At 73.7% G+C, this 16,471-nt stretch carries 11 protein-coding genes; 9 read left to right on the plus strand and 2 right to left on the minus strand.

The features are described 5' to 3' along the window. The first annotated feature begins 78 nt into the window (after window positions 1-78). From ACIQUT_RS03660 to ACIQUT_RS03670, 3 genes are all read left to right on the plus strand, one after another. Window positions 79-2,103, plus strand: a complete 2,025-nt coding sequence (locus ACIQUT_RS03660; RefSeq protein WP_403558767.1) for an FAD-dependent oxidoreductase — start codon at window positions 79-81, stop codon at window positions 2,101-2,103. Window positions 2,104-2,174: 71 nt separating this feature from the next. After that, window positions 2,175-2,588: a PaaI family thioesterase gene (locus ACIQUT_RS03665; protein ID WP_403558769.1), complete on the plus strand. Its 414-nt coding sequence runs from the start codon at window positions 2,175-2,177 to the stop codon at window positions 2,586-2,588. Between the two features lie 5 nt (window positions 2,589-2,593). Then, window positions 2,594-3,943: an MFS transporter gene (locus ACIQUT_RS03670; RefSeq protein WP_403558771.1), complete on the plus strand. Its 1,350-nt coding sequence runs from the start codon at window positions 2,594-2,596 to the stop codon at window positions 3,941-3,943. Window positions 3,944-4,009: 66 nt separating this feature from the next. Here ACIQUT_RS03670 and ACIQUT_RS03675 read toward each other — a convergent pair whose 3' ends face one another. Further along, window positions 4,010-5,569, minus strand: a complete 1,560-nt coding sequence (locus ACIQUT_RS03675; RefSeq protein ID WP_403558773.1) for an alpha/beta hydrolase — start codon at window positions 5,567-5,569, stop codon at window positions 4,010-4,012. 656 nt (window positions 5,570-6,225) lie between these two features. Here ACIQUT_RS03675 and ACIQUT_RS03680 point away from each other — a divergent pair. The 4 genes from ACIQUT_RS03680 (at window position 6,226) to ACIQUT_RS03695 (ending at window position 11,854) form a co-directional block, all read left to right on the plus strand. Then, window positions 6,226-8,352 carry a SpoIIE family protein phosphatase gene (locus tag ACIQUT_RS03680; protein WP_403558775.1) on the plus strand — a complete coding sequence of 709 codons (2,127 nt, stop codon included), beginning with the start codon at window positions 6,226-6,228 and terminating at the stop codon, window positions 8,350-8,352. Between the two features lie 303 nt (window positions 8,353-8,655). Further along, on the plus strand, window positions 8,656-9,435 hold the full coding sequence (locus tag ACIQUT_RS03685; protein ID WP_403558777.1) for a DUF4142 domain-containing protein: 780 nt from the start codon (window positions 8,656-8,658) through the stop codon (window positions 9,433-9,435). A 9-nt stretch (window positions 9,436-9,444) separates the two neighbouring features. Continuing rightward, complete coding sequence (locus ACIQUT_RS03690) at window positions 9,445-10,824, plus strand: DUF1996 domain-containing protein (RefSeq protein WP_403558779.1); 1,380 nt, start codon at window positions 9,445-9,447, stop codon at window positions 10,822-10,824. Between the two features lie 220 nt (window positions 10,825-11,044). Then, window positions 11,045-11,854, plus strand: coding sequence for an RNA polymerase sigma factor (locus ACIQUT_RS03695; RefSeq protein WP_403558781.1), 810 nt, complete (start codon window positions 11,045-11,047; stop codon window positions 11,852-11,854). A gap of 129 nt (window positions 11,855-11,983) precedes the next feature. On the opposite strand, the gene ACIQUT_RS03700 is transcribed toward ACIQUT_RS03695, so the two are convergent. Next, window positions 11,984-13,312 (minus strand): PucR family transcriptional regulator, encoded by a 1,329-nt coding sequence (locus tag ACIQUT_RS03700; RefSeq protein ID WP_403558783.1) that lies wholly within the window; start codon window positions 13,310-13,312, stop codon window positions 11,984-11,986. Between the two features lie 446 nt (window positions 13,313-13,758). Between ACIQUT_RS03700 and ACIQUT_RS03705 the strand changes: the two genes are divergently transcribed. Both ACIQUT_RS03705 and ACIQUT_RS03710 read left to right on the plus strand, forming a co-directional pair. After that, complete coding sequence (locus ACIQUT_RS03705) at window positions 13,759-14,898, plus strand: hypothetical protein (RefSeq protein WP_403558785.1); 1,140 nt, start codon at window positions 13,759-13,761, stop codon at window positions 14,896-14,898. Continuing rightward, window positions 14,895-16,337 (plus strand): NADH-ubiquinone oxidoreductase-F iron-sulfur binding region domain-containing protein, encoded by a 1,443-nt coding sequence (locus ACIQUT_RS03710; protein WP_403558787.1) that lies wholly within the window; start codon window positions 14,895-14,897, stop codon window positions 16,335-16,337. The genes ACIQUT_RS03705 and ACIQUT_RS03710 overlap by 4 nt, the downstream gene beginning before the upstream one ends. The last annotated feature ends 134 nt before the right edge of the window (window positions 16,338-16,471 follow it).

A 16,471-nucleotide genomic window follows, 5' to 3' on the forward strand; every position in this document is an offset into this window, starting at 1 on the left:
GGTTATGCACCTAGTTGCAAAAGGCGGGGCGCCTCGCTACAACAGGGTCATCCCACCCGCGCGAGGAAGGCGCCCCCCATGAGTTCCCAGAGCCGGTACCCGCACCTGCTGAGCCCGCTGGACCTCGGCTTCACCACCCTGCCGAACCGCGTGATCATGGGTTCGATGCACACCGGCCTGGAGGAGCACGAGCGCGGCTTCGAGCGCCTCGCCGCCTTCTACGCCGAGCGCGCCCGCGGCGGCGCCGGCCTGATCGTCACCGGCGGCATCGCCCCCAACGACGCCGGCCGCCCCTTCGAGGGGGGCTCCCGCCTCACCACCGAGGACGAGGCCGCCGAGCACCGCCTGATCACCGAGGCCGTGCACGCCGAGGGCGGGAAGATCGCGATGCAGATCCTCCACTTCGGCCGCTACGCGTACCACAAGGACCTCGTCGCCCCCAGCGCCCTCCAGGCCCCCATCAGCCCCTTCGTCCCGAACGAGCTCAGCGACGCCGAGGTCGAGCAGACCGTCGAGGACTTCGTCCGCGCCGCCCGCCTCGCGAAGCTCGCCGGCTACGACGGCGTCGAGATCATGGGCTCCGAGGGCTACCTCATCAACGAGTTCATCGCCGCCGCCACCAACCGCCGCGAGGACCGCTGGGGAGGCTCGTACGAGAACCGCGTCCGCTTCCCCCTGGAGATCGTCCGGCGCACCCGCGAGGCCGTCGGCCCCGACTTCATCCTGATCTACCGCCTGTCCATGCTCGACCTGGTCCCCGGCGGCTCCTCCCTCGACGAGGTCGTCCACCTCGCCAAGGAGATCGAGGCGGCCGGCGCCACCATCATCAACACCGGCATCGGCTGGCACGAGGCCCGCATCCCCACCATCGCCACCTCCGTCCCGCGCGGCGCCTACACCTGGGTCACCCAGCGGCTGATGGGCGCGGTCTCCGTTCCCCTCGTCACCAGCAACCGCATCAACACCCCCGAGAAGGCCGAGGAGATCCTCGCCGAGGGCCGCGCCGACCTGGTCTCCCTGGCCCGACCCTTCCTCGCCGACGCCGATTTCGTCGCCAAGGCCGCCGCCGGCCGCCCCGAGTCCATCAACACCTGCATCGGCTGCAACCAGGCCTGCCTCGACCACACCTTCAGCGGCAAGATCACCAGCTGCCTGGTCAACCCGCGCGCCTGCCACGAGACCGAGCTCGTCCTGTCGCCCACGCGCCTCGCCAAGAGCGTCGCCGTCGTCGGCGCCGGCCCCGCCGGCCTCGCCTGCGCCGTCACCGCCGCCGAACGCGGCCACAAGGTCACCCTCTTCGAGGCCTCCGGCCACATCGGCGGACAGCTCGACATCGCCCGCCGCATCCCGGGCAAGGAGGAGTTCGAGGAGACCATCCGCTACTTCGGCAACCGGCTCGCCGAGGTCGGCGTCGAGGTCCGGCTGGACACCGTCGCGGACAGCGGCACCCTCCGCGGCTACGACGAGGTCGTCGTCGCCACCGGCGTCACCCCGCGCACCCCCGCCATCGAGGGCGTCGAGCACGCCAGCGTCGTCAACTACCTCGACGTGCTGCGCGACGGCGCCCCCGTCGGCGAGCGCGTCGCCGTCGTCGGCGCCGGCGGCATCGGCTTCGACGTCGCCGAATACCTCACCGACAGCGGCGAGGGCGCCTCCCAGGACCCCGCCGTCTACTTCCGCCACTGGGGCGTCGACACCGCGTACGAAGGCCCCGGCGGCCTCACCGCCCCCGAGCGGCCGGCCTCCCCCCGCCGGGTCCACCTCCTCCAGCGCAAGACCACCAAGGTCGGCGCCGGCCTCGGCACCACCACCGGCTGGATCCACCGCGCCGAGCTCAAGCACCGCGGCGTCGTCTCCGTCGCGGGCGCCGCGTACGACCGGATCGACGACGAGGGCCTGCACATCACCGTCGACGGCGAGCAGCGGCTCGTCCCGGCCGACACGGTCGTCCTGTGCACCGGCCAGGAGCCCCGCCGCGACCTGTACGAGGCACTGCGCGCGGCCGGCGTCGAGGCGCACCTGATCGGCGGTGCCGACGTCGCCGCCGAACTGGACGCCAAGCGGGCGATCCGCCAGGGCACCGAGCTGGCCGCCGCGCTCTGACCCGCGCGCCGGCAGATCACAGAGGGATCAAGGGTGTTGTGGCGGCCCCGCCGGGCCGCCACAATCTCCGGGTGACTCTGACACCGGCAGACGCAGACAAGGTCCTCAAGGACAACTTCGCCCCCTGGGTCCTCGACCTGGGACTGACCGTCGAGGAGGCCGGCGAGCGGCACGCCGTGCTCCGGCTGCCCTGGTCCGGCGCCCTGGCCCGGGACGGCGGCGGCCTGTCCGGGCAGGCCCTGATGGCGGCCGCCGACACCGCCACCGTCATCGCGATCAGCGCCGCCCGCGGCGGGTACGGGCCGATGACCACCGTCCAGCAGTCGACGAGCTTCCAGCGGCCCGTGACCGGCACCGACGTGCTGATCGAGGTACGGATCACCAAGCTCGGCAAGCGGATGGCCTTCGCCGACATCACCATGACCCCGGACGGGGCGCAGGAGCCCGCCGCGACCGCCTCGACCGTGTACGCCCTGCTGGGCTGAGCAGGGTGCCGGACTCCTTACCCCTGCGGCGGAACCGGGACTTCAACGTCTTCTGGCTCGGCCAGGCGCTGTCCGTCCTCGGCGGTTCGATCTCCCTGCTCGCGCTGCCGCTGCTCGTCCTCGACGCGACCGGGTCCCTGGTCCGGATGGGCGTCGTCACGGTGATCTCCGGGGTCACCGGCATCGTGACCGGCATGTTCGCCGGATACGTGGTGGACCGGACGGACCGCCGCCGCCTGATGATCGCGTGCGATCTCGCGCGGGCCGTGCTGCTGGGCGCGGTCCCGTTCGTCTGGCTGGCCGGGCCGCGCATCTGGGTGCTGTACCTGCTGACGGCCCTCGTCACCGCCCTGAAGACGCTGTTCGACGTGGCGTACGTGAGCTCCGTGCCGAACCTGGTGCCCCCGCGGGACCTGGCCACCGCCAACGCACGGCTCATGGGCACCTTCGCCGTCGGGACCCTGGCCGGGCCGGTGGCGGCCGGGTTCATCACGGCCTCGGTGGGCGCCGACTGGGCCCTCGGCGTGGACGGGGCGACCTTCCTGGTCTCCGCCCTCAGCCTGCGCTGGGTCTCCTTCGGCCGGTACGGGGGCGCCGACGGGGCCGCTTCCACCGCGGCCGCCCGTGGCTCCGGCTCCGTTTCGGATTCGGATTCGGATTTGGGTTCCGGCTCGGGCTCGGGTTCCGGTTCCGGGGGCGGGCGGATGCGGGAGATGTTCGTCGTCGGCTTCCGCTTCCTGTGGGCACACCCGCAGCTGCGCCCGCTGACCGTGCTCCTCACCCTGCTGACCTTCGTCACCATGGGCGCCACCGACCTGCTGATCTACCGGATCCGGCACGACCTCGGCCAGGACGCGGCCACCCTCGGCTATGTGATCGCCGTCAGCGGGATCGGCGTGGTCGGCGCGGCCCTCGCCGCCGGGAGGCTGCGCCGGGTCTTCGGCTTCGGCGCCTGCTGGCTCGGCTCGGTCGCCCTGATCGCCGTGGCCGTCGCGGGGGTCGGCGTCAGCCGGAGCGTCCCGGTCGTCGCCGTGCTGGCGGCCGTGTTCATGTTCGGGACGACCCTCGGCGGGATCGTCTCGATGACCCTGCGCCAGGAGGTCACCCCGGACCGGCTGCTCGGCCGGGTCACCTCGGCCTTCTGGACCGTCCACAACGCCTCGGGCCCGGTCGGCGCGGCGGTGCTGACCGTCCTGGCCGCCCGGCACGGGGTACCCGCCGTCAGCATGGCGGCCGGGGAGTTCTGCCTGCTCATCGTCGTCGCGGGGCTGCTGACCCCGCTGCGGGGCGGCGGCCGGCCCGCGGCCCGGCCGGCCGCGGCCGAGGCGTCGGCCCGCGTGTCCCGGCACCGGTAGCCGGAACGGACCGCCGCCCGGGCTGCCCTGCGGCAACCCGGGCGGCGGCGGGCCGGCCGTCCCGGATCAGAACCGGTGGGGTGCGGCGCCCGGGAAGCGCTGCGGCGACGACGGCACGAGGTCCGCCCGGCGCTCGTTGCCCGCCGGAGCGGCCTCGCAGGTCACGTCCCCGGCCGGCAGCCTGCCGGTGCCGAGGTAGGCGTTGACGGCGGCGTCCGCACAGGACTTGGGATCGGTGAGGTACACGCCGTGGCCCTCACCGCCCCGGACCAGGAGCATCCGCGAGCCCTTCAGAGCCCGGTGCAGGCCCTCGCCGCTGGTGAGCGGGGTCTGGGAGTCCCATTCGTTCTGCACGGTGAGCACGTTCGCCCTGGTGTTCATCTTCGTCGGCGGCTCGACGGGCCGCTGCCAGTACGCGCACGGCTTGACGTTGGACGCGAAGTCCCCGTACAGCGGGTACTTCGCCTTGTCCGCCGCGGCCTCCTCGGCGTACTGCTCGGGGTAGCGCGGCCACTCGACGTCCCCGCACACCACGGACCAGAACACGGCCGTGCTCGTGTCGGAGGAGGGCTCCGCCGCCGGCTTCAGCAGCCTGCGCTGCTCCGCGGGGAGCGCGGCGGGCCTGCCCTCGGCCGCGTCCTTCAGGGCCTTGACGGCCGGTGCCGCCTGCGCCGGGTAGAAGAACATGGCCCGTCCGGCGCGGATGTCGTCACCCGAGAACTTCTGCCCCTCGATCTCGATCGGCTCCCGGTCGGCCCGGGCCACCAGGTCCCAGAAGGTCTTGGACACCGCGTCAGGGGTGGCGCCGAGCCCGTACTCGGCGGAGCGCTCGGCCGTCCACTGCGCCCACCGCCTGAAGGCGGGCTCCGCCTCGGTCGCCCACACCTGGATCATGCCGCGCCAGGCCCGCTGCGGGTCGACGCCGCTGTCGAGGACGAAGCGGTCGGTGCGGTTCGGGAACATCTGCGTGTAGACCGCGCCGAGGTAGGTCCCGTACGAGTAGCCCACGTAGCTGATCTTCTTCTCGCCGAGGGCCGCGCGGATCGCGTCCATGTCGCGGGCGGTGTTGCGGGTGGTGATGAACGGCAGCACGGACCCGGACTTCTCACGGCACTTGTCGGCGACCTTGCGCGCCCACTCCACGTCCGAGGGGAAGGTCTCCTCCCGGTACGGCCGGTTGATGTCCTGCTCCGCATCGGTCAGTCCGCAGGTGATCGGGCTGCTGGCGCCGGTGCCGCGCGGGTCGAAGCCGATCAGGTCGTACTGGTCGCGGACCTCCTTCGGCATCAACTCCTGGGCCATCAGCGGCATGTCGAGCCCGGTGCCGCCCGGGCCGCCCGGGTTGAAGAGCAGCGCGCCGTGCCGCTTGGCGGGGTTCTCGCTCTTGATCCGGGACAGGGCGATGTCGATGGTGCGCCCCTGGGGCCGCCGGTGGTCGAGCGGCACCTTGAGGGTGGCGCACTCGTACGAGGCCGGCTGGTCGGCGCTGCACCGCGCCCACGCCGGCTTCTGCGGGGTGAACTCCGCCGCCGGGGCGGCCGAGGCCTGTGTGGCGGACAGCAGGGGGATGGAGGTGGCGAGGAGACCTGCGGCGGCGAGCGCCGGCCCGAGGCGTGTGATGTTCACGAAGAGCGGTTCCCTTCCCGTGAAGTCGGTGGCCCCATCACCCTGTTGCACGCCGCGGCCGGGCGGAATCCGTCCGAAGGTCCGGCTCGTATGCTCCTCGCGAATGACTGGATATCCGGACAAGTGGCCGACACGCCACCAGTGTTGGCCGCGTGATCCGACGGCCGGCCGCCAACCGTGCGTGCCGCGGCGCATCAGGGCAGGGGCGGGGCGGGTCCGACCGGCCTCCCAGGGGTGGGCCGGCGGGCGTACGACTTGGGGAGGACAGCGGGGACGGAGGGGCGGGGACGGGACGGCCGGCGCCGTGCCGCTGTGCGGTCGGTGCGCGCCTGCGCGGCGCTCCCGCAGTTCCGCCGCAGCCCCCGGCCACCCGGCCGGTACGCCGTCCCGGCCGCCCCGGTCACCCGTCCGGCCTTGCGCGCCCCCGCCCCGACCGCGCTCCCGTCCGCGCTCGGCTCCCACCCGCGCCCGGCTCCCGACCGCGCTCCCGCTCCCGGCCGCGCCGGGGCCTCGTACGGCCGAACCCGCGGCCGTTTGCGGCTGCCGGGCCGGGACGTCGGGGGGAGGATGGAGGCACCCGGGAGTCGGAGCCCGGAGCACCACGAGCGGGCCCGGCGCACCGCTCCCTCGGCGGCGGACGGGAAGGAGCGGTCGGCATGAACACGTCGGACGACCTTCCGGCCGGCCCCGGACCCCGGGCGGAGGAGGGCCCCGGACCCCGTTCCGCCTCCGGTGCCGCCGCCGAACCCGTCGGCCCCTCCAGCGGGCGCGGCCTGCTGGACGTGCTCGGCGTCGCCGCGGTCGTCCTCGACGAGGAGGGGCGGATCACCCTGTGGAGCCCACAGGCCGAGGACCTGTTCGGCTACACCGCGCAGGAGGCCCTGGGCCGGCCCGCGGCCCGGCTGCTCGTCGACCAGGAACACCTGGGCCTGGTCCTGGCCCTCTTCCAGAAGGTCATGGGCACCGGGAAGCCGTGGGCCGGGGTGTTCCCCATCCTGCACAAGGACGGCAGCACCCGCCTGGCCGAGTTCCGCAACATGCGCCTGGAGGACCAGCGCGGCCGGCACTACGCCCTCGGGATCGCCTCCGACCAGGCCACCCTGCGCCGCCTGGAGCGCGACCTCGCCCTGTCGCTGCGGCTCGTCGCCCAGTCCCCGATCGGCCTGGCCGTCCTGGACACGGACCTGCGCTACGTCCTGGTCAACCCGGCGCTCGAACGGATCAACGGCCTGCCGGCCGCACAGCACCTGGGCCTGCGGATCCACGAGGCCCTGCCCCACATCGACTCCGCCGTCATCGACGCGGCCATGGCCGAGGTGCTGCGCAGCGGCGTACCCCTGCTGGACCAGTTCACCACCGGCCGCACCCCCGCCGACCCCGACCAGGACCACGCCTGGTCGATCTCCTTCTACCGGCTCGACGACCCGGGCGGGCGGCCCATCGGCATCGCCGCCTCGATCGTCGACGTCACCGAGCAGTACAAGACCTCCAAGGCCGTGGCCCAGGCCCGGCAGCGGCTCGCCCTGATCGCCGACGCCTCCGTGCGCATCGGCACCACCCTCGACCTCGGCGTCACCGCCCGCGAGCTGGGCGACATCGCCGTGCCGCAGCTCGCCGACCTGGCCACCGTCGACGTCATCGACGAGGTCCTCACCGGCGACCACCCGCCCGGCATCGCGGAGGGCGGGACCGTCCGGTTCCGGGCCCTGGCCGTCAAGGCGGACCGGCCCACCCCCGCCACCCGGGCCGCGGACCCGGTGGGCTCGCTCGCGCGCTACGACGCCACCCGGGTGGTCACCCAGTGCGTACGGACCGGCCGCCCGGTCCTGCTGGCGCACGCGGAGAGACAGGACCTCGACCGCGTCGCCCGCGACGCCGAGGCCGCCGAGCTGTTGGCCGAGGCCGGACTGCACTCCTACCTCGCCGTGCCGCTCATCGCCCGCGGCGAGGTCATCGGCGCCCTCGGCCTCCAGCGCACCTCCAACCCGCTGCCGTTCGACGAGGACGACGTCCTGCTCGCCGGGGAACTGGCCGCCCGCGCGGCCGTCTGCATCGACAACGCCCGCTGGTACCAGAAGCAGCGCCACACCGCCCTGACGCTCCAGCGCCACCTGCTGCCGCACCACCCGACGCCCTCGCCGGGCCTGGAGATCGCCTACCGCTACCAGCCCGCCGGGAGCTCCGCCGAGGTCGGCGGGGACTGGTTCGACGTCGTCCCGCTGCCCGACGACAAGACCGCCCTCGTCGTCGGCGACGTCATGGGCAGCGGCATCAACGCGGCCGCGGCGATGGGGCAGTTGCGGACCGCCGCCCGTACGCTGGCCGAGCTCGACCTCGACCCCGCCGCCGTCCTGACCCGCCTGGACCACACCGCCACCGGCGTCGGCCACACCATGGCCACCTGCGTCATCGCCGTCTACGACCCGCACCGCGGCACCTGCCGCATCGCCACCGCCGGCCACCTGCCGCCCGTACGGACCGGCCCGGGCCGCCCGCCCGAGCTCCTCGACCTGCCGACGGGGGCGCCCCTCGGGGTCGGCGGCGTGCCCTTCGAGGCGACCGCCCTCGACCTGGCCGTGGGCGACGAACTGGTCCTGTACACCGACGGGCTCGTCGAGACCCGCGACCAGGACATCGACACCCGGCTGCAGGCCCTCACGGTGCTCCTCGACGACCCGGAGCGCCCCCTGGAGGAGACCTGCGACCTGCTGCTGGGCAGGCTCCGCCGACCGGACGACCGCGACGACGTCGCCCTCCTCATCGCACGGGCCCGGCCGCTCTAGGCGCGGCAGGCAGGACGGCGACAGGACGGCGACAGGACGGCGCGGACGCGCGCGTGACACGGCGTGCGATACGGCGCGCGGGGGCGCGCAGGACGGCGCACGAAGAAGGTGGCGCCGGGGCACCGTACCAGCCCTCCGGGGTGTTGTTCGGATGTTTGTCCATTCGTGATGGTCCTTCCAAACGGACACCACAACTGGCACTAGCGTCCCTTGCCACCCGGGGAGCGCGGGTGCACGACGGCATGACTGCCGCGGCCTACCGCCCCTGCCGCCCCTCCCGGTCCCTCGCAGCAAGGAGGCACAGTGCTCTCAATCCGCCGGTCGGCCGTCGGCAGCCTGTCGGTCGCCAAGAAACACGTGCTGGGCACGACCGCCGTCATCGGCGCCCTCGCCTTCACGCTGATCGCGTTGCTCATCCCCGTGCAGAGCTTCGGCGGCAAGTCCGCTTCGGCAAGCACGTCCGCCGGGGGCGACGACGACGGCCTCGGCACCCTGAGCACGGCCTTCGGGCCGCTCACCCCCCAGGACCGGGACTTCGTCCGGAAGGTGCGGCTCGCCGGGCTGTGGGAACTGCCCGCAGGACGGGACGCCGTCCAGCGCGGCAAACGCCCCACGGTCCGCACCGCCGGCGAGCACCTCATCGAGGGCCACACCGAACTGGACCGCCGCTCCCTGGAAGTGGGCCAGGCCCTCGGCATGGAGCTGCCCAACCAGCCCAACGCCCAGCAGCAGGAGTGGCTGGCCCAGCTCGCCGCGGCCCAGGGCCCCCAGTACGAGCAGCTGTTCGCGCAGCTGCTGCGCCGGGCGCACGGCAAGGTGTTCGCGGTGGTGGCCCAAGTGCGCGCACAGACCCGCAACTCGATGGTGAGGCAGCTGGCCAACGACGCCAACACCACCGTCCTGGACCACATCACCGTGCTGGAGGCCACCGGCCTCGTCGACTTCGACGGGCTCGCGGACACCCCGCCCGCGGGGTCCGGCACGGCTCCGGGCTCCGGTTCGGGCTCCGGTTCGGGCTCCGGCTCCGGTGTCGCCCCCGTGCCCCTTCCTGCCTCCTCCACCCTTTCCCGACCGACGAAGTGAAGTGATCGCATGAGTCAAAAGGGCCACAAACGCCGTCTGCGGACGTCGCACAAGGTCCTCGTCGTGATGTCCGCCCTGGTCCTGGGCGGCGGCGGGGTCGTGTTCGCATCGCAGGGCGCCTTCGCCGGACAGGACGGCCGCGCACCGGTGACCGCCACGATCGACTGTCCCGACGTGGGCGACAAGCTGAACAACGTGCCCGAGCAGGCCAGGGGCGAGGTCGACAAGAACCTCGCGCAGCTCGACACCCAGGTCGCCAACGCGTACGCGCAACTCGCCTCGGGCCGCGCCAAGGGCGACGCCCTGCTCGCCGGGCTGAAGCAGCAGCGCACCGGCACCATCTCCGCCATCAGCAACGAGCTCGGCAAGGCGGGCGCCCGCCAGCAGGGGCTGGAGGGCCTCAGCGGCTGCAAGATGACGAAGACCGCGGCCGCCGACCCGAAGGACGACCCGGCCGCCGCCGCACAGGGCGCCGCCGCGCAGAACGGGGGCGCCCAGCAGGCCAAGGGCGGCCCGGCCCGCAGCGACTTCGTCGCCATCGGCTCGATCCGGCCGAACGTCAACACCCCGGCGAACCGTTCGGGCGCCTCCAAGGGGACCTTCTCGGTCAACTGCGGCCGCAACGAGAACGGCCACTTCAACCCCGACAACGTCATCGTCGCGCCGGGCGTCAGCAACGGCGCCCACCACATGCACGACTACGTCGGCAACCTGACCACCGACGCCTTCTCCACCAACAACAGCCTCGCCGCCTCCGGAACCACCTGCACCAACGGCGACCAGTCCAGCTACTACTGGCCGGTGCTGCGCCTGCGCGACGGCCGGGCCGAGAAGGACGCCAAGGCGCCCGGCGGCGGGCAGGACCTGAACGTCGGCACCATCCTCAAGCCCAAGCAGGTCACGATCGAGTTCAAGGGCAGCCCCAACTCCAAGGTCGAGGCCATGCCCCGCTTCATGCGGATCATCACGGGCGACGCCAAGGCCCTCACCAACGGCAACGGCAACGCCAACGCATCCTGGAGCTGCACCGGCTTCGAGAACCGCCAGCTGAAGGACAAGTACCCGGTGTGCCCCCAGGGCAGTGACGTGGTCCGGACGTTCAAGTTCCAGAGCTGCTGGGACGGCAAGAACATCGACAGCGCCAACCACCGCACCCACGTGGACTTCGCCAAGAAGGACGGCTCCTGCAAGCAGGGCTTCAAGGCCATCCCGCAGCTGGTGCAGCGCATCGTGTACAGCGTGCCGCCCGGTTCGCGGTTCGCGGTGGACAGCTTCCCCGAGCAGCTGCACAAGCCGGCGACCGACCACGGCGACTTCATCAACGTGATGTCGGACGGCCTGATGGGGCGTGCGGTGCGCTGCATCAACGACGGGCGTGTCTGCCGCTGATCCCCGGTCCCTCGGCGGCGGCGCTCACCACCTCCCACCTCCACGGCGTCGCCCCGAGAGCGGTGCCGGCCCGAAGACGACTTCGGGCCGGCACCGCATATCTGCTTGTGCCGCCGCCCGCAGGGGCCCGAGGGGCCCGGAACACCACCCAGGAGTGCCCGCCATGTCCGGCTCCCGCCGTCCCACGGCCCGTCCGCACCGCGCGGAGGGGCCCGTTTCCGTGTCCGGCCGTCAATCCGCAGCCGGATCCGGATCGCCGCCGCGGTTAGAGCCCTCCGACGGGGACCTCATCCGGCGGCTCCGGCAGGCGTACGCCTCCGGTACGGGCGCCCCCGAGGTCTGCGAGCTCCTCCACCGGCGGCACGGCGCGGCCGCCTTCGCCTGCGCGCGCCGCTGCTGCCGCGCCCCGCAGGACGCCGAGGACCTCGCCTCCGAGGCCTTCCTCCGGACCCTCCAGGCCGTCCGCTCCGGTGCCGGCCCGCGCGAACACTGGCGCCCGTACCTGCTGACGGTGGTCCGCCACACGGCCATCGAATGGCGGGCGGGAGCCGGGCGGACCGTCCTGACGCCCGACGTCGAGCCGTGGTGTCCGCCCGGGCCGGGCGGGGACGACCCGCAGCGCCGGCTGCTGGAGCACGAGGACCGCAGGCTCGTCGCCCGCTCCTTCCACACGCTGCCCGAGCGGTGGAAGGCCGTGCTGTGGCACACCCTCGTCGAGGACGAGTGCCCGCACCCCGTCCCCCTGCTGCTGGGCATCACCCCGAGCGCCGTGACCTCGCTGGCCTTCCGGGCCCGCGAAGGGCTGCGCGAGGCGTACCTGCGGGCCCACTTCGACTCCGCCGCCGACGACCGCTGCCGCCGCTTCGGCAGTGTGGTCGGTGCGGCCGTCCGGCGCCGCGGGACGCCCCGCGGCCGGGTCCTGGCCCGCCACCTCGCCGGATGCCGGTACTGCTCACGCGCGTACGCCGAACTCCTCGACCTCAATGCCGCGTTGTGCTCCGCGGTCCCGCCGGTGCCCGCCGGCCGCTGAACGCACCGCGGCCCCGGGCCCCCGCGCCGTGTGGGCGGTGGGGGACCGGGGCCGAAGGGGGTGTGTTGCCGGACCGGGCCGGCGCGGGACGCGGTGGAGGAGGCTCCGCCCCGTGCGCGGCGGCGGCCGCTACAGGCCGTTGACGCGGGCCATGCGGCCCACGCCCAGGGGGCGGAAGTCGGTCGTGGCGGCGCGGGCCTTGCGTCCCACCCGCGAGTACTGGCGCCGTACCTGGGCCATCAGGCGGCGGCTGCGCAGGGCCATCTCCAGTTCGAAGCGGGTGCGGGGGTCGCGCAGTCCGGGGCCGAAGAGCTTCTCCAGCTGGCGCATGCGGTAGCGCACCGTCTGCGGGTGCACGCTCAGCGCCTTCGCGGCCTCGGGTGCTCCGCCGCCCTCCAGCCAGGCGAGCAGGGTCACTTCGAGCCGCTCGCTCTGGCGGGGTGTCAGATCCGCCAGCGGCCGCAGCCAGCGCGCGGCCAGTGCGTGCGCCAGCGGCTCGTCCTGCAGGAGCAGCAGGGTGGAGAGGTGGTCGTCGACGAAGAGGGGCCGCCCGTCCATGCCGGGGCGGATCGGGGTGAGCGCCAGCAGCCGCAGCGCCCAGCGCAGGGAATGGGCGGTGTCGCGGGGGGCGACCGGGTGGCCCACGGCGGCGAACCGGCCGCGCAGCAGGGCCTCCAGAGCGGTGCGGGCGTCCGGATCCTCCGGGCTGGGGACCAGCAGGCACGGCTGGCCCCCGACCATGCCGGCGAGGGCGTCGTCCAGGGCGCCCGCGAGCTGCTGGGTCTCGCCCGGCGTGGCCAGGGCGATGGCCCGGATCTCCGGGGGCAGCGGCCAGCCGGCCATGCGGGCCAGCTCCGACAGGGCAATTTCGGCCATGGGCATGTCAGATGTGAGGGCGGAAAACAGCTCCCGCCGCGCCCGTTCGGAGGAGGGGCCGCCGGTGCCGCCGGACGACACCACCGTCAGCGGGGCCGCGATCCTCCTGCGGCCCTGCTGCGGAATCCGGCCGCGGATCTCGCCCAGCACGCCCTCGTCCGGATCCAACTCCCGGCCCGGGGCAGGGTACCGGTCCTCGTCCGGGTCCTCGTAGTCCTCTTCCGCGACGGGGCCGTCCGCGTCCATGTCCGGATGTCCGGCCGCCGCGTCGTACGCACCCGCGCCCCGGGCCGCTCCGGCCCGGTGGTCGGGGGCGGCGCCGTGCTCCGCCCGCGGGCCCTGGTCCTGTGTCACCGGCTCGCGGTATCCGAGGGCGGTGAGCAGAGCCGCCTCGAACTGCGCTCTGACCACCTCGTCGTCGAGGTCATCGACCAGTGCCGCGAAGCCGGGGATCCCGTCCCTCAGCTCCTCCACCATCCCGGAAGCCAGCGCGGGCAGTTCCCTGCGCAGGACCCGGGTCCATTCGCCGCGGGGGCGGGCCCAGATACGGTTCAGCAGTTCGCACATTGTTACCTCGTTCATGCCGGGGTACGGCCTGCCCCATGGGGGTGTGAGCAGGCCCGTCGAGCTGCTCCCTCCCTCGTCGGCGCCTGTGCCGACAAGGGAGTCGAGCTCCTCGTACACCCTCCAGGAGAGGGTCGACCACTTGCGGTCCCGCGGCTTTGCCTCGATTTTGCCTACGGGGAGGTGTGGTGGCGGACTGGGGGTCAATCCCGGTTGCCACCACACCGCTGGAACGGAATCTTCCGGGGCTGATCGGCAGGACGATGCCACAGGCACAAGAACTTGTCACGATTCGATAAAACCTGTGGAGGCGTTGCAAAGGTCCACGATGCTTCTGCACTCCGGCCCCCGCTCCCGGCCGGCGCGGTCCTCATCTCCGGCCCGCCGCGGAGCAGTTCCGTCGACCACCCCGGGCGCCGAGTGCAATGTGGAGTGCCTCGGGCCCAGGTGTATGGGAGAACCCGATGCCCCTGTCCCAGACCCGCGCGCCCCGCTCACACCGGGCTCGCAGCACCAGACGCCGTGCCGACGCCGCCGCGGCCGTCGGCCGGCGCGCCCTGCGCCGGCCCGTCATGCTGTCCGCAGCCGGAGGTCTGCACCCCGCCGCCCTGGCCGCCGTCGCCCTCGCCGCCCTGCTCCTCCTGGGCGTGGCCGCCCGGGCGGGCGCGCTCACCAACCTGTGGGACTTCCTCGACTTCGGAGCGGGCGTCCTCTCGCTCGTCTCCCTCACCTCCGCCGTCCTGTGGGGCCTCGCCGCCACAGACCGCCTCCTGTTCACCTCCGGCCTGCGGATCGTCGCCCAAGGGGTGCACCGCGGGCTCGCCGTCTCGGGCCTCGGCTTCCTCGCCCTGCACATCTGGATCAAGATCGCCGAGTCGCGGACCGGCGTCGTCAACGCCCTCATCCCCTTCACCGACCAGGACCAGCCGGTCCTGATCGGACTCGGCAGCCTGGCCGGATACCTCTTCATCAGCGTCGCCGTATCCGGCGCGGTCCGCAGCGCGTTCGCCACCAAAGGGCGCTCGCTGTGGTGGCGGGCCCTGCACGTCGGCGCCTATCCGGCCTGGGGCGCGTCGCTGGTGCACGGCCTCCAGTCCGGCCGCCTCGCGGCCGGCTGGGTCACCGCCGCGTACGCGCTGTGCATCGTCGGCGTCGCCGGCGTGCTCCTCGTCCGGCTCCGCAGGAGGCTGCGCGCGGAGCGCGACAAGCCGCTCGCCGCACAGCCGCAGTCCGCGGCCCGGGCCGCCGGCCCGGACCAGACGCGGTCGAACGACCGGTTCCTGCGGCGGCCCGCGGAGTGGGCCGCCGAGCGCCTGACCGCACGGCTCGCCCGGCAGACGGACGACGGCGCCGTCGGCCCCCGGCCCGGCCCGCTCGGCGACCCGCCCACGCAGGTGTACCCCGGCTCCTACGCCGAGCCGGTCCAGGACCCGCTGCTCACCGCCGCCACGGCGCGGGCCATGCCCTCGCAGCGGCCGCCCCTGTCGCCCGTACCCGCGAACCCGCCGTACGGCGCGGGCGCGGCGTTCGTCACCAGCCGGCTCGACGTCTCCACCGACCGGCCCGGCGGCCGGTCCGCGGGTGGCGCGCGGAGGCGGTCGTGACGAAGACCCCGGCCCTCGGCTGCGTGGGCCAGCCCCGGGTGCTGGCAGGGCTCGACGCCCTGCCGCGCCTGGACCGGGAAGACCACCTCGCCGTACACGGGCCCGTGCCCTCGTACGGGCCGGAGGAACTCGTGGAGCTCGCCGAGGACATCGACCTGCGCGGCCGCGGGGGAGCGGGATTCCCGTTCGCCCGCAAGCTGCGCGCCGTCATGCGCACGGCCCGCTCGCGCGACGGGCGCACCGCCCTCGTCATCAACGGCAGCGAGGGCGAGCCGAGCTGCCTCAAGGACAAGGCCATCCTGCTCAACTCCCCGCACCTGGTGATCGACGGAGCCCTGCTCGCCGCCTCGGCGATCAACGCCGAGGACGTCGTCTTCGGCGTGACCCGGGAGGACGTCGAGCGGTCCCTGCGCACCGCCATCGCCGAACGGGGGGCCGGCGGCCTGGTGCGGGTCGCCATGCTGCCGGAGCGCTTCGTCACCGGCGAGGGCACCTCCATGATCAACGGCATCGAGGGCGGGCCCACGGTCCCGTCCGGGCAGAAGGTACGGACCAGCGACCGGGGCCTCGGCGGCGTGCCGACCCTGCTGTCCAACACCGAGACCTACGCCCAGCTCGCCATCGCCGCCCGGATGGGCGCCGCCGGCTACCGCACCGCCGGCCTCCCGACCGAGCCGGGCACGACCCTGCTCACGGTCGCCGGCTCGACCGTCCTCGAAGTGCCGCTCGGGACCTCGCTGGCGTACGTCCTGGAGCTGTGCGGCACCTCACCGGGCCAGGGCGTCCTGATCGGCGGCTACCACGGCCGGTGGCTGTCCCCCCAGGCGGCCCGCAACGTGCTGCTGTCCCGGCAGTCCCTGGCCACGGTCAAGGCCGTGCTCGGGGCCGGGGCGGTGCTGCCGCTGCCGGAGGACACCTGCCCGGCGGGGGAGATCGCCCGGGTGGCCCGCTGGATGGCCGACGAAACCGCGGGCCAGTGCGGGCCGTGCTTCCGAGGGCTGCCCTCGCTCGCCTCCGCCCTGGAGGACGTGGCCACCGGGGGAGGCCGCGCCGCCCTGGACGCGATCGAGCTGCGCATGCAGGCGGTGCGCAAACGCGGCGCCTGCAGCCATCCGGACGGCACCGCGAACTTCGTCGCCTCCGCGCTCGCCACCTTCCCCGACGAACTGCGCGACCACGCCCTCGGCAGCGGCTGCGGACGCCGTGTCGTCGGGTGCCTGGCGCTGCCCGACGACGACGAGAGCACCGAACAGCTCGTCGTGGACTGGACCCTGTGCAGGGGCCACGGCCTGTGCGTGGACCTCCTGCCGGAGGTCGTGCGCCTCGACATCGACGGCTACCCGGATAAGGCCGTCATGCCGCTCCCGGGACGGCTCCGGCCGAAGGCCGCGCGCGCGGTGCGCCGCTGCCCCGCGCTCGCGCTGCGCATCCAGGAATGAGCCGTCCCAACCGACTTGCCGCTGACCGGAGTTCAGCTGTTAGCGGGATCTGATAAATTCCCGAGAATTTCAATTCCGAGGCCTCCGCAGGGTTTATGAATTACTCAGCAAGGCAACGCCCCCGGGACCAACCC

The organism is Streptomyces sp. NPDC090445 (genome assembly GCF_044769385.1).
Taxonomy (GTDB): Bacteria; Actinomycetota; Actinomycetes; order Streptomycetales; family Streptomycetaceae; genus Streptomyces.

What these genes read in the sequence shown, in the direction of transcription:
- ACIQUT_RS03690 (WP_403558779.1), top strand. Translation starts at nt 9,445, where the DNA reads ATGAGTCAAAAGGGCCACAAACGCCGTCTGCGGACGTCGCACAAGGTC.
- ACIQUT_RS03660 (WP_403558767.1), top strand. Translation starts at nt 79, where the DNA reads ATGAGTTCCCAGAGCCGGTACCCGCACCTGCTGAGCCCGCTGGACCTC.
- ACIQUT_RS03680 (WP_403558775.1), top strand. Translation starts at nt 6,226, where the DNA reads ATGAACACGTCGGACGACCTTCCGGCCGGCCCCGGACCCCGGGCGGAG.
- ACIQUT_RS03705 (WP_403558785.1), top strand. Translation starts at nt 13,759, where the DNA reads ATGCCCCTGTCCCAGACCCGCGCGCCCCGCTCACACCGGGCTCGCAGC.
- ACIQUT_RS03700 (WP_403558783.1), bottom strand. Translation starts at nt 13,312, where the DNA reads ATGAACGAGGTAACAATGTGCGAACTGCTGAACCGTATCTGGGCCCGC.